At 61.2% G+C, this 20,900-nt stretch carries 24 protein-coding genes and 3 pseudogenes; 15 read left to right on the top strand and 12 right to left on the bottom strand.

The features are described from left to right. Nucleotides 1-58: 58 nt before the first annotated feature. The gene (locus tag EJ076_RS10545; protein WP_245463002.1) at nucleotides 59-415 is read right to left on the bottom strand and encodes a hypothetical protein; all 357 of its coding nucleotides are present in this window, start codon (nucleotides 413-415) and stop codon (nucleotides 59-61) included. Between the two features lie 168 nt (nucleotides 416-583). On the opposite strand from EJ076_RS10545, the gene EJ076_RS10550 reads away from it, so the two are divergent. The 3 genes from EJ076_RS10550 to EJ076_RS10560 all read left to right on the top strand — a co-directional run bounded on the left by EJ076_RS10550 (nucleotide 584) and on the right by EJ076_RS10560 (nucleotide 1,469). After that, the gene (locus EJ076_RS10550; protein ID WP_126067754.1) at nucleotides 584-772 is read left to right on the top strand and encodes a DUF2934 domain-containing protein; all 189 of its coding nucleotides are present in this window, start codon (nucleotides 584-586) and stop codon (nucleotides 770-772) included. 67 nt (nucleotides 773-839) lie between these two features. Then, a complete protein-coding gene (locus EJ076_RS10555; protein ID WP_126067755.1) occupies nucleotides 840-1,022 on the top strand; it encodes a hypothetical protein in 183 nt (60 codons plus the stop codon). A 39-nt stretch (nucleotides 1,023-1,061) separates the two neighbouring features. Beyond that, nucleotides 1,062-1,469, top strand: a complete 408-nt coding sequence (locus tag EJ076_RS10560; protein WP_126067756.1) for a DUF427 domain-containing protein — start codon at nucleotides 1,062-1,064, stop codon at nucleotides 1,467-1,469. 43 nt (nucleotides 1,470-1,512) lie between these two features. On the opposite strand, the pseudogene EJ076_RS10565 reads toward EJ076_RS10560, so the two are convergent. Both EJ076_RS10565 and EJ076_RS10570 read right to left on the bottom strand, forming a co-directional pair. Beyond that, nucleotides 1,513-1,933, bottom strand: a pseudogene (locus EJ076_RS10565) (HD domain-containing protein). A 25-nt stretch (nucleotides 1,934-1,958) separates the two neighbouring features. Beyond that, nucleotides 1,959-2,354, bottom strand: coding sequence for a GFA family protein (locus EJ076_RS10570; RefSeq protein WP_126067757.1), 396 nt, complete (start codon nucleotides 2,352-2,354; stop codon nucleotides 1,959-1,961). Between the two features lie 190 nt (nucleotides 2,355-2,544). On the opposite strand from EJ076_RS10570, the gene EJ076_RS10575 reads away from it, so the two are divergent. Next, on the top strand, nucleotides 2,545-3,153 hold the full coding sequence (locus EJ076_RS10575; RefSeq protein ID WP_126067758.1) for an isochorismatase family cysteine hydrolase: 609 nt from the start codon (nucleotides 2,545-2,547) through the stop codon (nucleotides 3,151-3,153). A 28-nt stretch (nucleotides 3,154-3,181) separates the two neighbouring features. On the opposite strand, the gene EJ076_RS10580 is transcribed toward EJ076_RS10575, so the two are convergent. The 5 genes and pseudogenes from EJ076_RS10580 to EJ076_RS10600 form a co-directional block, all read right to left on the bottom strand. Next, nucleotides 3,182-3,625 (bottom strand): PPC domain-containing DNA-binding protein, encoded by a 444-nt coding sequence (locus EJ076_RS10580; protein ID WP_126067759.1) that lies wholly within the window; start codon nucleotides 3,623-3,625, stop codon nucleotides 3,182-3,184. A gap of 21 nt (nucleotides 3,626-3,646) precedes the next feature. Continuing rightward, a complete protein-coding gene (locus EJ076_RS10585; RefSeq protein ID WP_109672689.1) occupies nucleotides 3,647-3,964 on the bottom strand; it encodes a plasmid stabilization protein in 318 nt (105 codons plus the stop codon). 76 nt (nucleotides 3,965-4,040) lie between these two features. Beyond that, a pseudogene (locus EJ076_RS10590) lies at nucleotides 4,041-5,621 on the bottom strand (DHA2 family efflux MFS transporter permease subunit). An 11-nt stretch (nucleotides 5,622-5,632) separates the two neighbouring features. After that, the gene (locus EJ076_RS10595) at nucleotides 5,633-6,607 is read right to left on the bottom strand and encodes an HlyD family secretion protein (RefSeq protein ID WP_245463003.1); all 975 of its coding nucleotides are present in this window, start codon (nucleotides 6,605-6,607) and stop codon (nucleotides 5,633-5,635) included. Between the two features lie 329 nt (nucleotides 6,608-6,936). Beyond that, nucleotides 6,937-7,107: a hypothetical protein gene (locus EJ076_RS10600; protein WP_126067761.1), complete on the bottom strand. Its 171-nt coding sequence runs from the start codon at nucleotides 7,105-7,107 to the stop codon at nucleotides 6,937-6,939. A 164-nt stretch (nucleotides 7,108-7,271) separates the two neighbouring features. Between EJ076_RS10600 and EJ076_RS10605 the strand changes: the two genes are divergently transcribed. From EJ076_RS10605 to EJ076_RS10620, 4 genes are read left to right on the top strand one after another with little or no spacing between them, the layout of a single operon-like run. Then, nucleotides 7,272-7,889 carry a (2Fe-2S)-binding protein gene (locus tag EJ076_RS10605; RefSeq protein ID WP_126067762.1) on the top strand — a complete coding sequence of 206 codons (618 nt, stop codon included), beginning with the start codon at nucleotides 7,272-7,274 and terminating at the stop codon, nucleotides 7,887-7,889. A gap of 1 nt (nucleotide 7,890) precedes the next feature. Next, nucleotides 7,891-8,913, top strand: coding sequence for a xanthine dehydrogenase family protein subunit M (locus EJ076_RS10610; protein WP_126067763.1), 1,023 nt, complete (start codon nucleotides 7,891-7,893; stop codon nucleotides 8,911-8,913). A gap of 3 nt (nucleotides 8,914-8,916) precedes the next feature. Further along, nucleotides 8,917-11,196 (top strand): xanthine dehydrogenase family protein molybdopterin-binding subunit, encoded by a 2,280-nt coding sequence (locus tag EJ076_RS10615; RefSeq protein WP_126067764.1) that lies wholly within the window; start codon nucleotides 8,917-8,919, stop codon nucleotides 11,194-11,196. Between the two features lie 23 nt (nucleotides 11,197-11,219). Then, nucleotides 11,220-11,681 carry a RidA family protein gene (locus EJ076_RS10620; protein ID WP_126067765.1) on the top strand — a complete coding sequence of 154 codons (462 nt, stop codon included), beginning with the start codon at nucleotides 11,220-11,222 and terminating at the stop codon, nucleotides 11,679-11,681. A 53-nt stretch (nucleotides 11,682-11,734) separates the two neighbouring features. Here EJ076_RS10620 and EJ076_RS10625 read toward each other — a convergent pair whose 3' ends face one another. Next, nucleotides 11,735-13,444: an HAD-IIB family hydrolase gene (locus EJ076_RS10625; RefSeq protein ID WP_126067766.1), complete on the bottom strand. Its 1,710-nt coding sequence runs from the start codon at nucleotides 13,442-13,444 to the stop codon at nucleotides 11,735-11,737. Between the two features lie 238 nt (nucleotides 13,445-13,682). On the opposite strand from EJ076_RS10625, the gene EJ076_RS10630 reads away from it, so the two are divergent. Continuing rightward, a complete protein-coding gene (locus EJ076_RS10630; RefSeq protein WP_109672712.1) occupies nucleotides 13,683-14,189 on the top strand; it encodes a ferritin-like domain-containing protein in 507 nt (168 codons plus the stop codon). Nucleotides 14,190-14,423: 234 nt separating this feature from the next. On the opposite strand, the gene EJ076_RS10635 is transcribed toward EJ076_RS10630, so the two are convergent. Together EJ076_RS10635 and EJ076_RS35155 are read right to left on the bottom strand one after the other, a co-directional pair. Further along, nucleotides 14,424-15,395: an SDR family oxidoreductase gene (locus tag EJ076_RS10635; RefSeq protein WP_126067767.1), complete on the bottom strand. Its 972-nt coding sequence runs from the start codon at nucleotides 15,393-15,395 to the stop codon at nucleotides 14,424-14,426. A 64-nt stretch (nucleotides 15,396-15,459) separates the two neighbouring features. Continuing rightward, nucleotides 15,460-15,681: a hypothetical protein gene (locus tag EJ076_RS35155; RefSeq protein WP_164548600.1), complete on the bottom strand. Its 222-nt coding sequence runs from the start codon at nucleotides 15,679-15,681 to the stop codon at nucleotides 15,460-15,462. A gap of 202 nt (nucleotides 15,682-15,883) precedes the next feature. Between EJ076_RS35155 and EJ076_RS10645 the strand changes: the two genes are divergently transcribed. The 4 genes and pseudogenes from EJ076_RS10645 to EJ076_RS10660 all read left to right on the top strand — a co-directional run bounded on the left by EJ076_RS10645 (nucleotide 15,884) and on the right by EJ076_RS10660 (nucleotide 18,245). Further along, complete coding sequence (locus EJ076_RS10645) at nucleotides 15,884-16,618, top strand: SDR family oxidoreductase (RefSeq protein ID WP_126067768.1); 735 nt, start codon at nucleotides 15,884-15,886, stop codon at nucleotides 16,616-16,618. An 84-nt stretch (nucleotides 16,619-16,702) separates the two neighbouring features. Further along, nucleotides 16,703-16,870 (top strand): annotated as a pseudogene (locus EJ076_RS10650) (NADP oxidoreductase coenzyme); the annotation flags it as partial. 3 nt (nucleotides 16,871-16,873) lie between these two features. Further along, the gene (locus EJ076_RS10655; protein ID WP_126067769.1) at nucleotides 16,874-17,377 is read left to right on the top strand and encodes an SRPBCC domain-containing protein; all 504 of its coding nucleotides are present in this window, start codon (nucleotides 16,874-16,876) and stop codon (nucleotides 17,375-17,377) included. 55 nt (nucleotides 17,378-17,432) lie between these two features. After that, nucleotides 17,433-18,245, top strand: coding sequence for an SDR family oxidoreductase (locus tag EJ076_RS10660; RefSeq protein WP_126067770.1), 813 nt, complete (start codon nucleotides 17,433-17,435; stop codon nucleotides 18,243-18,245). 43 nt (nucleotides 18,246-18,288) lie between these two features. On the opposite strand, the gene EJ076_RS10665 is transcribed toward EJ076_RS10660, so the two are convergent. Further along, a complete protein-coding gene (locus tag EJ076_RS10665) occupies nucleotides 18,289-19,125 on the bottom strand; it encodes an AraC family transcriptional regulator (RefSeq protein WP_245463004.1) in 837 nt (278 codons plus the stop codon). A gap of 82 nt (nucleotides 19,126-19,207) precedes the next feature. Here EJ076_RS10665 and EJ076_RS10670 point away from each other — a divergent pair, with 82 nt between their 5' ends. Both EJ076_RS10670 and EJ076_RS10675 read left to right on the top strand, forming a co-directional pair. After that, nucleotides 19,208-19,594, top strand: coding sequence for a hypothetical protein (locus tag EJ076_RS10670; RefSeq protein WP_126067771.1), 387 nt, complete (start codon nucleotides 19,208-19,210; stop codon nucleotides 19,592-19,594). Nucleotides 19,595-19,828: 234 nt separating this feature from the next. After that, the gene (locus EJ076_RS10675) at nucleotides 19,829-20,746 is read left to right on the top strand and encodes an NADP-dependent oxidoreductase (protein ID WP_126067772.1); all 918 of its coding nucleotides are present in this window, start codon (nucleotides 19,829-19,831) and stop codon (nucleotides 20,744-20,746) included. Nucleotides 20,747-20,900 lie beyond the last annotated feature (154 nt).

Below are 20,900 nucleotides of genomic sequence, written 5' to 3' on the forward strand. Positions count from 1 at the left end.
TTCCCGAGCCGTGTCGGGGCGCTCTCGCAACGGCGGTAGCAAATTGAAATCCGCAGTACTAGCGGCGCGGGCGGCGCAACGGGATGCGCACGACGTTCTCCGATCCTGGCAGATCAAAGGCCATGGCTAGTTGGCGTACGGCGGCCATCTCCACGATCAGTTCTTCGATCGAAAGATCCGGCAGACCGGTCTTCACCCTCTGCCGCACCCGGATCGCAAGCTCATGAACCCGCACCGGGACGAAAAGCGGGCTGTCGTCCAGCAGCTTGCCGATTTCGATCACCACATCGGCATCAATGTCTTTCGGCAATTCCCGCATGGGCGTCACCTTGTTTTCGGGCAACAGCCCAAGCATTGCCCAGGCAATGGGATCGGAGAGGAACATGCCGGGGCCCCGATCGATGGCCAGATTCATAAATCCGCCGGCGTCGGTGTGTCACGAAGAAATGTCGGTACGGAAATTACCAAGCGCGTTCTTCGCGCAATCCACAAGCGCCTTGCCCAAGATCGCGGCTTCGGCAGCGGCCGAAGGGAACAAAAAATATCATCTGGAATTGAGACTTATGGATCGGAGGATCGAGTCATGGACAGCAGGGAAGAGCGCATAAAACGGCGAGCCTATGAAATCTGGGAGCGCGAGGGCCGTCCGGCCGGACGAGAGGAGGAACACTGGGACCAGGCCGTGCAGGAAATAGAGGCGGAAGGCCCGGAGGCCGAGCGCGAAGTGGCCGATCCGATGGTTGGAGTTGGCTCGAAAAGCACCAGCGGTTGAAGACCAAGCCAGGCAACCAATACGCCTAAGCTTCGTTGGTCAATATCAACCAGAGGAGGCCTCGACAATGAAAACCTTGTCATTGCTGATCTTGGTCGCTGGTCTCACGCTTGCTGCCTGCGACAACAACACCGAGCCGATGAAAGCCAACACCGACGCGGTCAACAAGAACCCGCAGGTGGATCAGGATGCCAGGCCACAGTCCACGACTGGCGGTGATCAGCCAGCTACCGTGCCTGCGAGCAAATGACCTTCGATCTCATAACGCCTATTGGCAAGGAGAACCAATATGCAAGCTTCAGTCGCAACGACACGCCATCCGGGCCGACTGGCCATAGAGCCCTTTGCCGGCACGGTGACGGTACGATTTTCAGACGCCATAGTCGCAGCCACGGACCGAGCCAAGGTGCTGCGGGAAGAGGGATGTGAGCCTGTCTTCTACATCCCTTTCGAAGATATCTATTTCGACCTTTTCGAAAAGACCGACACCACGAGCGAAAGCCCGATGAAAGGCACCGCCAGCTACTGGCGCGTCCATGCCGTAGGAAGCTCGGCCGACGATTTCATGTGGGCATATGAAACTCCCGACACTGCGGCGAGGGCAATCGCGGGCCACGGCGCGTTCGATCCTGAAAAGGCGCGCATTGAGGTCGAGCCGTCGGAAGACAAGCGGCATACGCCCCACGTCTTGGAGTAGATCGCTCGTGCGCACACCGGGCCGGGCTGAGGCCTCGGGTATGCTAGCGCCGCGGAAACTCCTCATCAAGAATGCGTAGTGCCTCTTCGTATTTGACAGTCGATGCCCCAACTTGTCGCGCCTGCCAGACATTGTCTTCCAGATCCGCACGCTTCACCGGCAGCGCCAGCGGGTTCGATGCGGCTCGTCGCACGAAGGCGAAATAATCCTCACCATCCCTGCGCGACATGGCGTCGACAGCAGAAGCGACCGTCGGACCGAAGCCCGCTTCCTCGAGCTTGGTCCGCGTCCCAGCCATCGCCTTTTTCCAGCACGTCATGAAGGTAGGCAACGACCTTCTGATCCATCGTTTCGACAGCATCAACGACACGTCGGCAATGCTCGATGTAAGGCTGCCCGGTCTTGTCGCGTTGCGACGCATGGACCTCTTCCGCGATCGTGGCCGCGCGGTAAAAGATGCTCATCTGGCTTCCTCTTCAGGCAATGGTTTCACCATCGCTCCTCGGTATCGTGGTGCGGCAGCTCTATTCCACAGCAAACCCAGCCAAGTCGCTGCCCCGACCCATAGTTGTAGCGCGGCTCCAGGTGGGCCGGATCGTCGAACGTTCCAACATGCAGCGCGATCTCGCCGGGCGATGCGTCATAGGAAAGGCTGAGCGGCGATCCGCAAGAGGAGCAGAACCCCCTCTGGGCGATCGGCGAGGACCTGCGATAGGTTGGCGTCGCATTGATCCAGGCGACGCTTTGAGAAGGCACCCAGGCCAGAACCGCGAAGGCGCTGCCAGTCGCTCGCCGGCACATGTCGCAATGGCAGTAATGCACTCTCGGTTCGCCTCCAACGCGAAAGCGGACCGTGCCGCAGAGACATCCTCCGCTCAGTTCCATGTTGGTGTCCCGGCTGATTTACGGCCCCCGTCGCGTGGTTTCATGCGAGTAGCTCCATTCGTCTCAGCGGAAACGCCACGCATTTGCGTCGGTTCCTGGTGCCATCTCAGGAACCAGTCCCGGCACGTGGCGTTGCGTGTCTTTGCTAGGAAGCTGTCGTGGACACATACTGCCGGTTGGAGACGCGCTGATGTCGATGCCAGGCTTGGCCTATGGTCCCCTTGGCGATCGATGCATGCATGTCTGCGTGGATATGCAGAGGCTGTTTGCCGAGCCGTCTCAATGGGCAACACCCTGGATCACCCGTGTCCTCCCACAAATCGAAAGACTGGTCGAAAGACGCGCACCGCAGACGGTCTTTACGCGGTTCCTGCCCGCCCGAAAGGCGGGGCAGGGCGTCGGCACGTGGAAGCGCTACTACGAGCGTTGGGCTTCGATGACGATCGAGACGATCGGACCCGAAATGGCCGAACTGTTGCCGTCATTGGCCGGTTATTGCCCGCCAGCCGCAATCATCGACAAGCACATCTACTCGCCCTGGTTCGAAGGGAGCCTCAGAGCTCTTCTGATGGCACGCGATATCGATACACTGGTCATCACGGGTGGCGAAACAGATGTATGCGTTCTGGCAACCGTGCTCGGGGGCATCGATTTCGGCTATCGCGTGGTTCTGGTCACGGACGCCCTGTGCAGCTCTTCCGACGCAACCCACGACGCGCTGCTGACCGTCTATCATCAGCGGTTTGCGCAGCAGGTCGAGACAGTCGAGATGGAGACGGTTCTCTCGAACTGGACGTGAACCCGCCCTGCCGACCGCTCCTTGAAGCTCAAGCGTCCAGGTTGATCAGCGCAACCCCGAGTTCCGGACGCTTGCTGCGGCGTAGATGGCCTGGGGCTTCCACCAGCGTGACTTCCAGCGTTGGCCGAACGATGCCTTCAAGAAGGTGCCCACCTCTTGTGGTTCCGTCGCTCAATCCGAGCACCGCATGGACATGCACGCTGGGCTTGCCATCGTCGCCCAGCGCGATATCGCCGATCGCGCTCAGCACTTCGCATTGTTCGTCGATCGGGATCTTGCGGTAGGTCTTCGCTTTCAGGTCAAACCAGCCGACGGTCGCTCGTTCGAACGCACCGATGGCGGTCAAGGAAGCGCTGCCGATCTTATGGTCGACCGCGAAGCCGGTAAGGCCAGCGAATGCTTCTTCGCCAAGGTCCAGCACCACGACGAATGTCCTTTGTCCGCTGACCTCGTTGACGAGTTGTGATTTCATGCTGATGCTCCGAGCAACCAGTCAATGGGCGCGGTGTTCGGCGTTCCGTTTCCGGGTGGCTGCGGCCTTCTTGGCCGATTCCGATCGGCTTGCAGCTGAGCGTGACGCCGATGCCTTGCCGCCGATTCTACCGCCCTTGTGTGCCGCCGGATTGCCTGTGTGCTCACCTCGTCCGGAGCCGCCTTCCTTCTTGCCGCCGCCATCATCCTTGTTGACCGTCGCCCATGCGCGCCGTTCGGCTTCCTTGTCGGAAACCCCGCGCTTCTCGTAGCCTTCTGCGATGTGATCGGCCTTGCGTTCCTGTTTGTCGGTGTATTTCGATTTGTCACCGCGTGGCATGATTGTTTCTCCCTTTGTTGGATAGGGCCTGAACGAAAAAGCCGGCTAGAGAGTTCCGGCGCCGACGATATTTCAGCTAGCGCTTGTCAGGCTTTGGAGACCGCAGCAGCAAGGCGAGGGGGACAAACAACGCCGTCACGATTGCGCAGTAGCGAAAGACGTCGACATAGGCGAGCAGCGAAGCCTGGCGCGCGATCAACTGCCCAATCCAGCCGACGGCCTGTTGCTTGGCCTGGAGCATAGTCGATCCCTGGGCAACGAAATGCTCGGTCACCTGACGCAGCACCTGTTGGTATTAAGGAGACGATTGTGCCGTATGACTGACAAGGTTTGCCTGGTGGAGCTGCGCGTTCTGAGCGATCACCGTGTTGGATAGCGACACGCCAATGCTGCCGCCGATGTTGCGGGCAACATTGATCAGCGCCGACGCCTGATTGGTCTGCTGCGGAACAAGGCCGACGTAAGCGGCCGTCGAAATGGGGATGAACAGGAACGGCAGGCCAATCATCAGGAAGATGCGCGCAAAGGCAAAGAAGCGGAAGCTAGCGTCCGGGGTGAGCGACGTCATATGCCACAGCGCGACCACCACAACGGACATGCCCATCATGATCAGATATTTGGGCTGCACGACGCCGGCGGCAAATCCCGAAATCGGCATCAGCATCAGCATGGCGATGCCGCCCGGCATCATCGAGAGGCCCGACAGGGTCGCCGTATAGTCGAAAGCGGTCTGCTGCAGCTGCGGCATCAACTGTGTGGTGCTGAACAGCACGGCGCCGACCGCCATCATCACCAGGAACGACGTGCCGAACTGACGGCTGAACAGCAGGCGGATGTCGACGATCGGATCGCGGTGACTGAACTCCCATGGGATCAGCAGCAAAAATGAGATCGCCGAAATCGCGGCAAAGGTAGTGATAAAACCTGATGCGAACCAGTCGTTACGCTGGCCTTCATCAAGGAAGATCTCCAGGCAGCCAAGTGCCGTGGCGACCAGGATGAACCCGACCCAGTCTATCCGGAGGCCGCCCTTCAACCGTTCCTGCCGTTCGCGTTCGAGCACATCAGGCTCGACCAGCAGCCACTGCACGAGGGCAAGCGACATGATGCCAAACGGCACGTTGATGAAGAAGATCCAGTGCCAGGAAAAATTGTCGGTCAGCCAGCCACCGATGGTCGGCCCGACGGTCGGCGCGACGATGACGGCGATGCCATACAGCGCGAACGCCTGCGAACGTTTTTCCGGGGGAAAGGTGTCGGCGAGGATCGACTGTTCGCTGGGCGCCATGCCCCCGCCGCCAAGGCCTTGCAGGATCCTGAAGACAATCAGCATCTCCAGGTTGGGCGCCAACCCGCACAGCAGCGATGCTATGGTGAAGGTCGCCACACAAAACATGTAATAGCGCTTGCGGCCGATGACGCTGGCCAGCCAGCCGCTGACCGGGATGATCACGGAATTGGCGACCAGATAGGTGGTGATCACCCAGGTGCTTTCGTCCATTCCCGCCGCCAGGCTGCCGGCGATGTTGCGCAGGGCGACGTTGGCGATCGAGGTGTCGAGCACCAGCATGAAGGTGGCGATCGAGACGATGACCGCGATGAGCCAGGGGTTGCGGCCACCGGCGGCGGACCGGCTTTCGCTCGCGCCACCGGCCATTTCGACGGCGCTCATCTCACCTTGACTGTCGGTACAACCGACAGGCCCGGACCGAGCAGCACGCCCGGCGGTTGGTCGAAGACGATCTTGATCGGCACGCGCTGCACCACCTTGACGAAATTGCCCGTGGCGTTCTCGGCCGGCAGCAGGCTGAAGGCCGTGCCACTGCCTGCCTGGATGCTGTCGACGCGACCGTGGAAGGCCTTTTCGGGATAGGCGTCGATCTCGATGTCAACCGACTGTCCCGGCCGCATCAGGTCGAGTTGCGTTTCCTTGAAATTGGCCTTCACCCAGACTTCGTCGGGAACAAACATCATCAGCACCTGGCCGGGCTGAGCATACGTCCCGATGGCCGCCGAGATGCTGGTTGCCCGTCCGGCAACCGGCGCGGTGATGGTGGTGCGCGACAGTGTGGTGCGCGCCTGCTCCTGAGTGGCTTTGGCCTGATTGAGTTTTGCTTGCGCGCTCTTTTCCTGCGCCTGCAAAACAGTGACCTGGCTTTTCGTGGCAGCCACGTTTGCTCCAGCGCTGTCGAGGGCCGCCTGATCCTGACGCAGCGTCGAAGCGGCCTGTTCGGCCTGCTGTTGAGTGGAGGTTCCCTTGGCCAGCAGCTCGCGGTTGCGCTGGTCCTCAGCCTTGGCAAAATCGAGCGCGGCCTGGGCTTGCGCCACCTGCTTTTGTGCCGCATCGATCTTGGCGTTTTGTGCTTCGATCTGGGCTTCGACATCGACGATGCCGGCCTGGGCGGAAGCCACGCCGGCATTCGCCTCCGCGAGGCTCGCCTGATAGTCGCTGTCGTCGATACGCAGGAGCACGTCACCGGCTTTCACCGGCTGGTTGTCGGTGACCGCGACATCGGTGATGCGGCCCGAAATCTCGGCACCGATCGTCACCGTGCGGGCATCGATGAATGCATCGTCAGTCGATTCATACTGGCGGGCGTTCAGCCACCACAAGACCAGCCCCAAGGCAATCAGGAACAGCACGAGCAAGATCGCGATGGATATGTAGGGGTGCCGTCGTGGGAAGCGCAGCAGGCTGGGCTTTGGTTCTTCGGCGTCGTTGTCACGCGTTTTGCTCTTCGTAGCGTCAACCCGGCCCGCATCTTCCCTGCGTTTTGGCGAGGCGTCTGATCTGGCCCTGCGCGACGTACCCTGCGTGTCGCTGGTTTCGGCAGGCTCTTTGGTTTGGGTTTTCGCGTCCACGGGAGAACTCTCAGGAAGGTGTCGACCGTTTTGGCAGTGGCGAGTCAACGACAGCCGCTCGCAAAAGGTTCCTGACGACCGATAACGGCTTCGCGCCGGGTGAAGTCGACTCAACCGATTGCGAACCTGATCACGATCGCCGGGATCACGATGCCGACCAACCCGGCTATGAAGATGATTCGACGTGTGCGTGTTCGCAGGATGATCTCACCCTGCCGCGCCCGCTCCGCCGAGAATACACGCCCATTGTCACTGTTCTTGTCATGCCGATCATCGCCCATGATCGTTTCTCTCGTGCTTTCGAAAGACAACCATCGCCCGGCAGGTGAAGTTCCGGATGCGTCGATGCAGCCAACAAAAAATTGATCACAGGCGCGTGAGGAGGGAACTTTGATCTTTGCGGTTGGTTGGGTCCGCTTGAGACCCAGCCAGCCCGGAGCCAGCCATGTCCGAAGCCAAAATTGCCAGTGGCCTGAGCAGACGCATGTTCATGACGGCCTCTGTTTCGGCGGTAGCGGCAATGCCGCTTGTCAATTCCTCGAAGAGCGCTGACCAGCCAACGTCCGCCAAACCGGCCGGACCGCGCGACCTGTCGGCGGTTTCAATGCGTATCAACAAACAGCCCTACAACCTCGCGCTCGACAATCGCACCAGCCTGCTTGACGCTCTGCGCGATCATATTGGCCTGACTGGCACCAAGAAAGGTTGCGACCACGGGCAATGCGGCGCGTGCACCGTTCTTGTCGATGGAAAGCGGGTGCTCTCGTGCCTGAGTTTCGCCATCATGAACCAGGGCCGCGAGATCACAACCGTGGAAGGCTTGGTTTCGACGGACGGGGAACTGCATCCGGTCCAGCAGGCTTTTGTCGATCACGATGCCTTTCAATGCGGCTATTGCACACCGGGCCAGATCATGTCCGCCATCGGGTGCATCAACGAAGGCCATGCCGGGTCGGAAGATGATATTCGCGAATATATGAGTGGCAATCTGTGCCGCTGTGCTGCCTATCCGAACATCGTTGCGGCGATCGTCCAGGCCCGCGACGAGATCAGGAGGGCCTAGGATGCGCCCCTTCGTCTATGAACGCCCAACCAGCGTCTCCTCAGCGGTCGACATCGCGACCCATGCCGATACTGGGCAGAGTCCGCCGACTGCGGCCAACACGCAGTTTATCGCCGGTGGCACCAATCTGGCCGACTACATGAAGCTCGGTGTCGCGCAACCGGAGCGATTGATCGATCTCAACACTCTCGTCGAACCCGCCTTGCGGCAGATCAGGATAGAGGATGATGCCATTCGCTTCGGGGCGTTGGTTCGCATGAGTGAAGCAGCCGACAACGGGGATGTCAGGCGTCGTTGTCCGCTCCTGGCCGAAAGTCTGAAGTTCGCCGCCAGCGGCCAGCTTCGCAACATGGCGAGCCTCGGCGGCAATGTGCTGCAGCGGACGCGCTGCGAATATTTCCGTGAAACCTCCTGGCCATGCAACAAACGTGAGCCAGGTTCCGGTTGCGCCGCGATGGAAGGGTTCAACCGCCAGCATGCGGTTCTCGGCACCAGCGATGCCTGCATTGCCGCATACCACGGCGATTTCGCGCAAGCCCTGATTGCGCTCGGCGCAACCGTCGACATCGAAGGCCAGCAAGGAAGACGCACGCTTGCCTTTGCCAAGCTGCATCGGCGGCCGGGCGAGACGCCGAACATCGAAACGGATCTCGCGGTAGACGAGCTCATCACCGCGATCGAAGTGCCGCTCGCGCCATGGAGCAGCAGGTCGCGCTATTTGAAGATACGCGATCGCGAATCCTACGCGTTTGCGCTGGCGTCCGCGGCTGTCGCGCTCGACATGGACGGCGACACGGTCAGGAGTGCGCGCATCGCTCTTGGCGGTGTAGCAACCGTACCATGGCGTGCGAGCGCGGCGGAAGACACGCTCAAGGGCAAGGTGCTTGATGAGGCCGCGGCCCAAGCCGCCGCCGATGTCGCCTTTGCCGATGCCAAGCCGCGCGAACACAACGCGTTCAAGATACCGCTTGGCAAGCGCACGCTGGTGCGGGCGCTGCTCGAAACCCGTGACATGAAGGTCTGACCTATGAACCAAGCCGCGCCAACTCCCAAAGACAATCAGGGCGATCCCGTTGTCCGTATCGATGCCCGGCTGAAGGTTACCGGACAGGCCAGTTATCCCGCCGACATCGCCACGGCCAACGTCGCCTACGGCGCCCTTGTCACAAGCAGCATCGCTCGAGGCAGGGTGTCCAAACTCCATACGCAAGACGCCAAGGCGGTACCTGGTGTGTTGGACATCGTCAGCTATGGCGACATGGACAACACCGACAAACCGAAATTCGGCAACACCGGCGCAAGTTCGATCGGGCCGTTGCACGACAAGACGATTTTCCACGATGGCCAGATCGTCGCTCTGGTCGTTGCCGAGACCTTTGAGGCGGCGGAAGAAGCAGCCACGTTGATCCACGCCGACTATGAGGACGAACCACCCAGCGCCACCTTCGAGTCAAAAGGCGTGAAGGTGGAGCCGGCTGCCGGCAAAAGCCCGATGTTGAAGGAGGATGCAAAAGCCGGCGACTTCGACGCCGCCTGGGCGGAGGCGGCTGTGAAGATCGACGAAAAATATTCGACGCCGACCCAGCACCACAATCCGATCGAACTGTTTTCGACCACGGCGATATGGCAGGGCGATCAACTGACGATACACGAGCCCTCGCAGAACGTGACCGGCTGGAAGGTGGAACTGGCACGCCAGCTGAAGCTCGACCCCGCCAACGTTCGAATCATCAGTCCCTATATCGGCGGGGCCTTCGGCTCGAAGGGACCGATGACGGCCCGCACGGCCATCGTCGCCATCGCCGCGCGGCGAATTGGTCGTCCAGTTCGCTGCGTCGTCAGCCGCATACAGGCCTTCGGTACGCAGACCTATCGCGCCGAGACGCGGCATCGGATCCGCATAGGCGCCGGCAAGGACGGCCGCATCACGGCGTTCGGACATGAGGGCTGGGAGGTGACGTCACGCCCTGACCCTTATGTCGTCGGTGGCACGTCCGCCACCGCGCGCATGTACAACTACGGCTCCGTCCTGACGCATGTTTCGTTGGTCCACGCCGATCGCAACACGCCTGGATACATGCGGTCACCACCAGAAACGCCTTACGTCTATGCGCTTGAGAATGCCATGGATGAAATAGCCGTTGCGCTTGGCATGGACCCTGTCGAGTTTCGCCGCATCAATGAGCCGGACAAGGAACCGATCGGCGGCAAGCCATTTTCCAGCCGCTCGCTCATCAAGTGCTACGATCAGGCCGCGGAGGCCTTTGGCTGGGCGAAACGCGAGCCCAAGGCCGGCTCGATGCGTGACGGCGACTGGCTGGTCGGCATGGGATGCGCGACCGCGATCTATCCGACCGCCGTCGCACCCTGCGCTGCCAGGGTTAGGTTGACAGCCGACGGCGAGGTTCGAGTCCAATGCGGCTCCCATGAAATCGGCACCGGCGTTCGCACCATCGCCGGCCAGATGGCGGCCGAAAGGCTAGGAGTCGGCATGGACAAGATCAGCGTCGAGATGGGTGACAGCGCCTTGCCGCCGGCCCCGGTGTCGGGCGGCTCGATTTCGACAGCCAGCGTCTGCTCGGCGGTGATGAAGGCCTGCGATGCCGTACGCGACAAGCTGTTCGCGGCCGCGGCCGGCAACGATGGTCCCCTTGCCGGTTCGGCCAATGCGAAACTGGATATGGCGGATGGGAAAGTCGTTGCGGAGACTGGCAAATCGGCAAAGCTGGCCGATGTCTTCAAGGCCATGCGGGTCGGCGCCATCGAGGAATATGCCGAATTTGCGCCCAAGGGTTCTTCGCCGGAGGCACTAAGCAAGCTCTATGCCGGACAGCCGGAATTTCATGGTGGGGAAGGAGACAAGGATTCGGTCAAATATGCCTTTGGCGCCGAGTTCGTGGAAGTGCGCATCAATCGCTACACCCGTGAGGTCAGGGTGCCGCGCATCGTCGGTGCCTTTGCTGCCGGGCGCATCATGAACACGCGCACCGCGCGCAGCCAGTTGATGGGCGGTATGATCTGGGGGATCGGCCAGGCTTTGCACGAGGCAACGGAGATCGATCGGCGGCACGCGCGCTACGTCAACCGCGACCTGCAGGACTATCTGGTGCCGGTCAACGCGGACATCAAACAGGTCGACGTGATCCTCGTCCCGGAAGTCGATCACGAGGTCAATCCTGCCGGTGTCAAGGGGTTGGGCGAACTTGGCAACGTTGGAACAGCTGCCGCCGTGGCAAGTGCGGTCTATCACGCCACCGGGAAGCGCATCCGCGATCTGCCAATCAGGATCGACGATTTGATAGACTGACGATTTGGGGCATTGGACTGAAAGTGGAACTCGTAACCCATAAGAAATTCAAAAACGGCAGGTTGATGCCGTGGGGAAAAGGCACGGTCGTCAGCGGAGCAAATGGATTTGTCTACCTTTGCGGAAACACGGCAACCGCCGACGATTATGATCCAGCCGGAAAGAAGGGAGGCGGCTTCACTGGCGATGCAGCGGCACAGTGGCGCGCCATTCTGACGAACATCAAATCAGATCTGGAAGAACTCGGTAGCGCGCTCGACTACCTCATCCGGCTCACCTTCTTCATCAAGGGGCCGTTTCCCGATGGTGGCGTTCTGAGTTCTCCCAATTTTCGCCTGGACGTGCTGGACGAGTTCTTTGCCGAGCATTGCCCGAAGCACTGTAGCTATAACAACCCGCCGCCCTCGGAGGTGATCGGGGTTGCGGCGCTTGCGCAAGCCGACATTGTTGTTGAAATTGTCGCGATGGCGGCGCTGCCTGATTGAATAGAGTTTCCGCGTGCAATAGCGCTGGCTTAGTTACCCTTGGCTCTCGCGTATCATTCCGGCGCTGTGGCTGGCGCCGTGTAACGGCGGCGAACGGCATCCAGCACGCGCTTGCGGCTCTCCTCAGCGGATAGTGTTTTGTCCTCTTCCGCCTCGGCCGTTTCGCGTGCGAGGTCCTTGTCCCTGATCTGATGCCGGAACCATTTGGAATAGTCGCCGGCATGCAAATGAAACTCCCAGGTCTTGTCGTCGATGCCCTCAGCGATCTGGGCAAAGATCGTCAGATTGTGGGCTCTGAGGTTCATCGCATTGTCAGGGCCGTGGAAATAGAAGCTGCCTGCTTCATCGAGCTGGCCTTCGGCGTATTTGCGGCTGTGCCGCTTGAGGGACTGGCGCGGCTCGATCACCTTGACCGTTTTGACTTTCTTGCCTGCCTGCGGCCGCCAGAACAGCACGCGTGCGCCCTTGGGAGTTGGGATGGCCTTCGGTGCCTCAATGCCTGTCTCATGGCAGAAGACCTTCACCACGTCCTTCGCCTTGGGGCCGAGCGCAATGATAGCCGTCACCAGGCGCAACGCGTCGGTCGAGATCGCCTCGGGGTGAACAGTGATCAGGATTGTGCCCGGCAATTCCAGTGACAGGACAGCCCGCGTATCGTCGCGCCGCTTGGGCAGGAGATGATGCGCTTCATCGATGACGAGCCAATGCGGCCTTGCGGTGCGGCGGCGAAAACTGCCGAGGCCGGGCAGCAGGTCGGCAAAGAAATCAGGTCGCTCATTGACGCGCAGCGCCAGTCCATTGACGACGATATTGCTGTCGGCCTTGGCGATCAGATCCAGCACCTGCGCCTTTGTCGGTGCGCTTGATCCGTCACCAAGCCGCACGGCGCCCTCGAGGCCGTCGTAGTCTCCCTCGGGATCGAAGACGCAGAACTGAAACTTGCTCTCGACGAAGCGCTCCGTCAGCGCGGTGGCCAAGGTGGATTTGCCGATGCCCGAACTGCCGGCGATGAGGACCGTGTCGGTCGGAGACAAATAGATCTCGTCGCCGCCGGCCGATCCGAGAACGATACCGTCGTGGCGCCTCGATACGATCGCGTGATCATGCTTGATCATATTGTCGATCAGCTGCTCCACGCCTTTGCCGCGTGCGCCACGCATGACCAAGTTGGCTGTATCCTTGACCGCTGGAATTGCATTATCGACGGCGACACTGCAGCCGCAGGCCTGCAGGAAGGCGTGGTCGTTTTCGGCGTCGCCGACGCCGATGACATTGTGCGGTGAAAGACGAAGATCCTGAAGGGCGGCAGCCAGCCCGGTAGCTTTGTTGATGCCGCTCGGCAGAATCATCACCGCGCCCTTGTTGAAAATGATTTCCAGTTCGAGGCCCATCTTCTTGATGACCTCGAGCACCGTGGCCTGATGGGGTTCCCAGGTCGCGATGATCGACTGGCCGACCGACAACGGCTTGACGCCCTGTTTCTTCAGTCTGGCGACGAATTTGGGCTCAGGCGAAGGGGCGATCACCCGCTCTTCCTCGCTGGCCGGCGTGTAGATCAGCGCTCCATTCTCGGCGACGACCTTGTCGAAGAGACTGACCTCTGAGAAGACGCGCTTGAGATCGGGCAGTTCGCGCCCGGTGACGAGAACGAGCTTGCGGCCGCTTTTCTTGAACCGCTTGAGGGCAGAGAGCGTTTTCCTGGCGACGATTCCGTCATGAGCCAAAGTGCCGTCATAGTCCGTCGCCAACGCAATGAAATACATTCTGCCAACCCTTCACGGTTCTGGTTCGCGCTCTGGGTAGAACGTGCCGTCGAGACAAAGGCTCCAATCGGAGAAATAGCGGGCTTTCGAAAAGGTGGGCACTTTCACCCGAAAAGTCAGGAACCCCCTCCGGCATTGGTACGTTGACCGACAAGCTGGGGGCCTCAGTCTCGGCTGTCGCGGCAGCGAGCAAACCGCGCCGCTAAAATCCACATTGAGCGCAATGAAAGGCAAGGTCATGGGCTTCTTTTCGAAGGACATCAAGACACTCGACGATCTGTTCGTGCACACGCTGCGGGACATCTACTACGCCGAAAAGCAGATCGAGAAAGCGCTGCCGAAGATGATAGACAAGGCAACCGACCCGCAACTGAAAGCTGGATTCGAAAAACATCTCGGCCAGACCAGGGGCCATATCGAGCGCGTCGAAGAGGTGTTCGAGTTGCATGGCGTTAAGGCCAAGACGGTCAACTGCCCGGCAATCGACGGCATTCTCGAGGAGGCCGACGATGTGAGCGGTGACGTAGATGACAAGGAAGTCCTCGATGCGGCGCTGATCGCATCGGCGCAGGCCGTCGAGCACTATGAGATGACACGCTACGGTACACTCATCGCCTGGGCCAAGCAGCTTGGCCGCACTGACTGTGCTAACGTGCTGGCCAAGAACCTCAGAGAAGAACAGGCGACCGATCGCAAGCTCACCGAAATGGCGGAAAGCAAGATCAACCTCCAGGCCGCTGAATAAGGCTGAAACCGGGCTGGCCGGAACTTCGGCCGGCCTGGCAGCTGTCAGTGCGGCAGCTCGATGCCCAAGGCCGCCGATTGCTTGCGTAGCGCCTCGCCGTCATCCTGCGGCACATGCGGGCGGGTCCTGCAGGTTCCGTGCAGATGCGGTATGCTGCGTAAGCAAGCGCCATCCTGAAAAAGCAGACGAACCACCCATCCTACTCCTTGGTCATACGTTTCGTTTCGGCCACCCTCAGTAGCCTCCGACAACCGGCAAAATCTCACCGGTGATGTAACTTGAGCACTGCGGCGAGGCGAGGAACACATAGGCTGGCGCAAGTTCTTCCGGTTGTGCGGGCCGTTTCATCGGCGTGTCCATCCCGAATTTCGAAACGTCATCAGCCTCCTTGTCCGATGGGTTCAGCGGTGTCCACACCGGACCTGGCGCAACCGCGTTTACCCTTATCCCCTTGCCGATCAGATTGCCCGAAAGGGCCCGCGTAAAGGCGTGAATGCCCCCCTTGGTCATTGAATAGTCGACCAATTGCTTTGAACCGTCGATGCCGGTTACCGAACCGGTGTTGATGATCGCCGAACCTGGCTTCATGTGCGGTATCGCCTCCTGTGCCATGTGGAAGTAACCATAAAGATTGGTCTTCAGCGTCGTGTCGAAATGCTCTTCGGTCAGTTCGCTGAAATCGCTGGAATGGATCTGGAAGGCTGCATTGTTGACCAGCACGTCGATACGGCCAAATTCCTTCACGGTCTCGGCCACCGAGTGGCGGCAGTGATCGCGATCGCTGACGTCGGCCTTGACCAGAATGCAGCGTCGTCCCTCTTTTTCCACTGCGGATTTGGTCTCTTCGGCATCCTTGTCTTCGGCGAGATAGACGATCACGATGTCGGCGCCCTCGCGGGCGAACAAAACCGCCACCGAACGGCCAATGCCGGAATCGCCGCCGGTGATGAGCGCTACCTTTCCGTCGAGTTTTTTCGATCCGAGATAGTATGGCGCATCATACAGCGGCGCCGGCTCGATCGCCCATTCATGCCCAGGCTTGGGTTGATGTTGCTCGGGGAAGGGAGGTTCGGGATACTCGCGCGCACCGGCCTGCATGGCGCCTTGCTGCTTGCCATTGCCATTCGATTTGTCCTTGGCATCGATGCCACGCTGGATATGGCGTTGCTTGGCCGCTTCGCCCGCTATTTCCGACTTCATCTGCATGATCGTCTCCTCGGCTTGGAGAGGGAACAACGCATGGGCGGCCAAAAGGTTTATGGCCAACGCATCATTCCTTCAAACCGGCGACACGCTCGAGAAATGACCGTTGCAGTGTGGCGCGGCCGATCATCCGAAAAGCCGCATTCCGGAATGTCGGCAGGACAGGACTGTCCGATTGCGCCACCGACACGACACGCTCGGTGAGTTTGATCCAGCGCCGCCCTACCGGCCATCGCTCGCCACTGTGGCCGGCAAGCGTGCGCGACGGCAAGAAAGTAGCGAACGTCATCCCAGTCGATCATGGTGCAATCCGGCACCGCGCGGTGCGCCTCCCCAAGCCCGACATCAGTCGCCCAGCCGGATCGATTTCGCACCACCGATGTGCGCGATTGCGCACTCACCGCCCGACTTCGGCGAACCCATCTTGAGGCTCTCGCGGGCCTTTCCCGTACGGCCAAAGACACCAGACGGCGAAACGAAGGATGCACGTCATGACGAGACTGAGTGGAAAGACCGCCGTCATCACGGGTGGCGCGACCGGCATCGGCCGCGCGTCGGCAAAGCGCTTCATCGACGAGGGCGCCTTCGTCTTCATCTTCGGCCGCCGGCAGGACGCGCTTGACGCCGCTTTGGCCGACCTTGGGCCCAATGCCCGCGCGGTGAAGGGCTCGGTCTCGGATGAGGCCGATCTCGACCGGCTCTACGCTGCGGTGAAGGCCGAGCGCGGCAGCCTCGACATCGTCTTCGCCAATGCCGGTGCGGGAGGTCCGCTGCCGCTCGGCCAGATCACCGCCAAGCACATCGACGAAACCTTCGACACCAATGTGAAGGGTACGATCTTCACGGTCCAGAAGGCGTTGCCGCTCATGGGCCAGGCCGGTTCGATCATCCTGACCGGATCGAGCGCCGGCACGACGGGCGCCCCGGGCTTCACTGCCTATAGCGCGAGCAAGGCGGCAGTGCGCAATCTCGCGCGGACCTGGGCGGAGGACCTGAAGGGCACCGGCATCCGGGTCAACGTGTTGTCGCCCGGGGCGACGGCGACCGAACTCGCGAAGGAAGCGCTGGGCGAGGAGGGCCAGAGCGCCTACGGCGCGATGACTCCGCTCCAGCGCATGGCCGATCCCGCGGAGATCGCGGCGGTGGCTGCCTTTCTCGCGTCGTCGGACAGCAGCTTCATGACCGCCAGCGAAGTCGCCGCCGACGGCGGCCTAGCACAACTCTGACGCACTACGCCCGGCCGGGCGCTCCATTTGATCGTTCGCAGCCACGCAGGGCGTGACAACCCAAGGAGAAAACATATGAGCTACGCTAGCGACGATGACGCGGCAGCCACCCCCGTCCGCGCCCTGGTCGAACAACTGGGATTCGCGCCGGTCTGGCTGGGGAGACTAGCGGAGGGAGGATCGCTCATGCAGGCGCGGGACAAGAGCTGGGCGCCTCTCATCTTCCAGGATCTGTTCAAGAAGGCGTCGTGAACAATGTATGACCGTGTAATCTGGCCCGAGCGGCACGACCCGAAAATCTCGGCCATCTACGCGCTCAATGACATCGACGTGAAAGCTCCGCCCGAAGTGGTCTGGAAGCTGCTCGTCGATGCCGAGAACTGGTCGCGTTATTTTCCTGCCGAAGATCAGGTCAAAATCCTAAGCGGCGGGCGAGAACTGGCGCTCGGGACGCGATACAGCCGGGTGACGGTCGGCTTTCCGATGAGCCTTGTCGTGACGGAAAGCGTGCCTGACCGCAGGCTCTCCTGGGCGACGACCGTCGATGGTGACGAGACAGGTTCTAGCGCCTACCACGGCTGGGTGATTACGCCCACGGCCGACGGCTGTCATGTGCTGACCGAGGAGACGCAGCAGGGTCCCTGGTTCCTTGAGGAGCTCGGGTGCAAGCATCCCGGCGCGCTCTACCGCTATCACCAGTTATGGGTCGAAAGCCTCGCTGTCGCTGCGGAGGCGGAAGTCGCGCAGATGGCAGGGTAACACGCCTGTTCTGACGCCAGGGCTAGCGGCCCAAATGCAATCGGAGATGAATCACATGAATATCGAACTCAAGGGCCGCAAGGCGATCGTTACGGGCTCAACGGCGGGCATCGGCCGCGCCACTGCGGAAGGACTGGCGCGTGCCGGCGCCTCGGTCGTCATCAACGGCCGTGGACGCGTCCGCGTCGATGAAGCGGTGCGACAGATGCGACAAGCCTTTCCGGACAGCGACATTTCCGGCATCGCCGCCGATCTGTCGACGGCGGCGGGCGCCGAGACCGTCTTCGCGCAGGCGCCCGACGCCGACGTCCTCGTTAACAACGTGGGGACGGCGTACATCCGCGACTACAACGGCATCGAGGACATCGCGAAAATCCCCGATGAGGACTGGCTCGGGCTGTTCCAGCTGAACGTGATGAGCGGCGTGCGCATGGCGCGCCATTACCTGCCGCGCATGGTGAGGAAAGGCTGGGGCCGTGTCGTGTTCGTCAGTAGCGAATCCGCGGTCAACATCCCCAAGGAGATGCTCGACTACGGCATGACAAAGACCGCGCAGCTGGCGGTCTCGCGTGGGCTTGCCGAGGCGGTAGCGGGCACGGGCGTCACTGTCAACGCCGTCCTGCCGGGGCCGACCCGGTCCGAAATCCTGGGCGACTTCATGGCGAAGCAGGCCGAGGCGAACGGAGTCACGCGGGAGGAAGCCGAGCAGGGCTTCCTGAAGGCGATGCGCCCCACTACGCTCATCCAGCGCTTCGCGACGACCGACGAGGTCGCCAACATGATCGTCTATGCCTGCTCGGAGCAGGCCTCTGCAACGACTGGTGCGGCGCTGCGCGTGGAAGGCGGCGTGGTCCGCTTCGTCGCTTAAGCATGCCGTTGATTGTACGGACGCTTAGTGCCGAGTTCTTCGATTAGCGAGATCCATCCCGGAGTGCATCGAACTCGCGCGGCGGCCTCCCGGTCACCCGACTGAACACGCGCGAGAAGGCGGCCGCGCTGTCGTAGCCGACCTGCGCCGCGACACTCTTGACCGGTTTACCCTTGCCGAGAAGCTGGCGCGCGATCGTCATGCGCCAGACCGTCAGGTACTCAATGGGCGTCAGGCCGACCAGCGTCCGAAAATGATCGGCGAACCTCGTGCGTGACATGCCCGCAACGTCGGCCAGATCCTCAAGCTTCCAAGGCTTCTTCGGCGCCTCGTGCATCGCGGTCAGCGCCTTGGCCAGGCGTGGGTCGGCGAGCCCGGCGAGCACGCCGGTCGAAATGATCCCGCTCTCAACGACGTGACGCACGATGAGGATCAGGAGATAGTCGAACAGCCGGTCGAGCGCCGCCTGGCGGCCACCAGCTTCAGAGAAAGCTTCGCCGATCAGCAGATCACAAACCGGGCCCAGCGCCGGATGAGCAGCGAGCGGCAGGACCACACATTCAGGCAGGCCCTGGCCAATCGGGTTGCCCTCCGCACCCCCGAGTTCGACGGTCGCGCATACGAGGTCGGCTCCGCGCCCAGGATCAACTGCGAAACTGTGGGTCCGCCCGCGCGGCAAAAACAGCAGGGTCGGCTCAACGAGTTCGAGGTCAGCTTGTCCGTCCTGGGTGACCGTGAGCGCGCCTGCCTTGAAGAGGTGCAAATGGCCCACACCAGTGAACTGCAAGGTCTGGCACAGGTTCCCGGTGAAGAACGTCCGGGCCGTCGGCGTTACATGAGCGAACAGGGCAGCGAAGGGGTCCATCGGGACGATCAGCAAAGTTATTGGCACCAAGCGTCACCCATAGTCTTCCATATGAGTGGTGTGCAAGTCCCCAGTCCTCAATCAACCGGAGAGTCTCATGAATATTCGCTTCGTCACAAAGACCGTTCACGCCTTCCTGGACTATCCCGTCGCGCTGAGCCTGATGGCAACGCCGTTCCTGCTCGGGCTCGGCCATGCCAATTCGCTAGCGCTTTGGGTATCGGTCGCAACTGGCGTCGCCGCCCTCATTCTGACCCTGTTCACCAATCACAGGACTGGTGTAGTCCGAGTGCTGCCATTTGGGCTGCATGTCGCGGTTGACCGCCTCGTCGGCATTACTTTCGTCGCCGTGCCCTTCGTGCTCGGCCTGCAGGGACTGGACGCCTGGTACTACTGGGCGAACGGTGCTGCGGTTCTCCTCGTCACCTTCGTGCTCAACGCGCCCGAAAGCGGGGAGCGCGCACTGAAGACGGCGCACCCTTAGAGGCTTTGCTAACATCATGCGGCAGCGGCCGAGTTAACCCTCGGTCGCCGCCGGTGCTTGAACCACGCAAGTTCGCTCCCCAATGGCGATCCGTGTCGCTGCGGCACACGAGCAAATTGACATCAAGGTCGTCGCGGAAAGTATCGGGTCGATAACTGGTCGCGTAAGATCGAAAAGACCCTTCCGCGCCTGCAATTTATCCTGAACCAACAAATGTCTGAGGAGACGACAGCCATGAAAGCGATCATTGTGACGAACCAGTCTGCGGGAACGGCCGGCATGACACTGGTGGAGCGGCCCAAGCCACAGGCAGCGATAAACGACGTCGTCGTTCAGGTTCATGCCTCGGGCTTCGTCCCGACCGAGTTGGAGTGGCCTTCGACCTGGACCGACCGCCGCGACCAGGCGCGTACGCCATCGATCCCTGGACACGAACTGGCCGGAGTGGTCGTTGCCCTGGGGTACGGCACCACTGGTCTTTCAGTCGGACAGCGGGTGTTCGGTCTCGCTGATTGGTATCGCGACGGCACACTGGCGGAGTATATTGCCATGGAAGCACGCAACCTCGCGCCGCTGCCAGGCGACGTCGATTTCACAGTGGGCGCGAGCTTGCCAATCTCGGGTCTGACCGCGTGGCAGGGACTCTTTCAGCACGGCCGTCTTCAGGCGGGGCAGAGCGTCCTTGCACATGGCGCAGCCGGCGCGGTCGGTTCGATGGTGACGCAACTCGCCCGTGAGGCTGGTGCTTATGTCATCGGCACCGGACGCGCGGCCGACCGACAGAAGGCACTCGACTTCGGCGCAAATGAATTCATCGACCTCGAGAACGACGCCCTGGAAGACGTCGGTGGAGTCGATCTGGTGTTCGATGTTATCGGCGGAGACATCCAGAAGCGGTCCGCAGCTCTGATCCGGGCCGGAGGAACGCTGGTGACCGTCGTCGGCCCGGCCGAGGCGCGGCCCACAGACGGCCTGGCGGTTGACTTCGTTGTCGAGTCCGATCGCGCCCAACTGAGTGAGATCGTCCAGCGGGTGCGGGACGGGCGACTGCGGACGAACATCGGCAAAGTTTCGGCCCTCAACGAGGCCGTTGCAACCTTCAACGCGAGCGAGCGACACACGGGGAAGACCGTCATCCGCGTTCGTCCGTAAGAACTTGGGGAGAGAGGGCGTAAGCGCGTCGTCATATCGCTCAGCGTGTGGCCCGGCGAGACGCGTAGACAATAGTCGAGGAGAGAGGAACCCCTTCGAAGATCGGCTACGGCGTAGACCAAGAAAACAGGGCGCATGGCGGGGTCACGGCCGA

The sequence above is a fragment of the Mesorhizobium sp. M7D.F.Ca.US.005.01.1.1 genome, from assembly GCF_003952545.1.
GTDB lineage: Bacteria > Pseudomonadota > Alphaproteobacteria > Rhizobiales > Rhizobiaceae > Mesorhizobium > Mesorhizobium loti.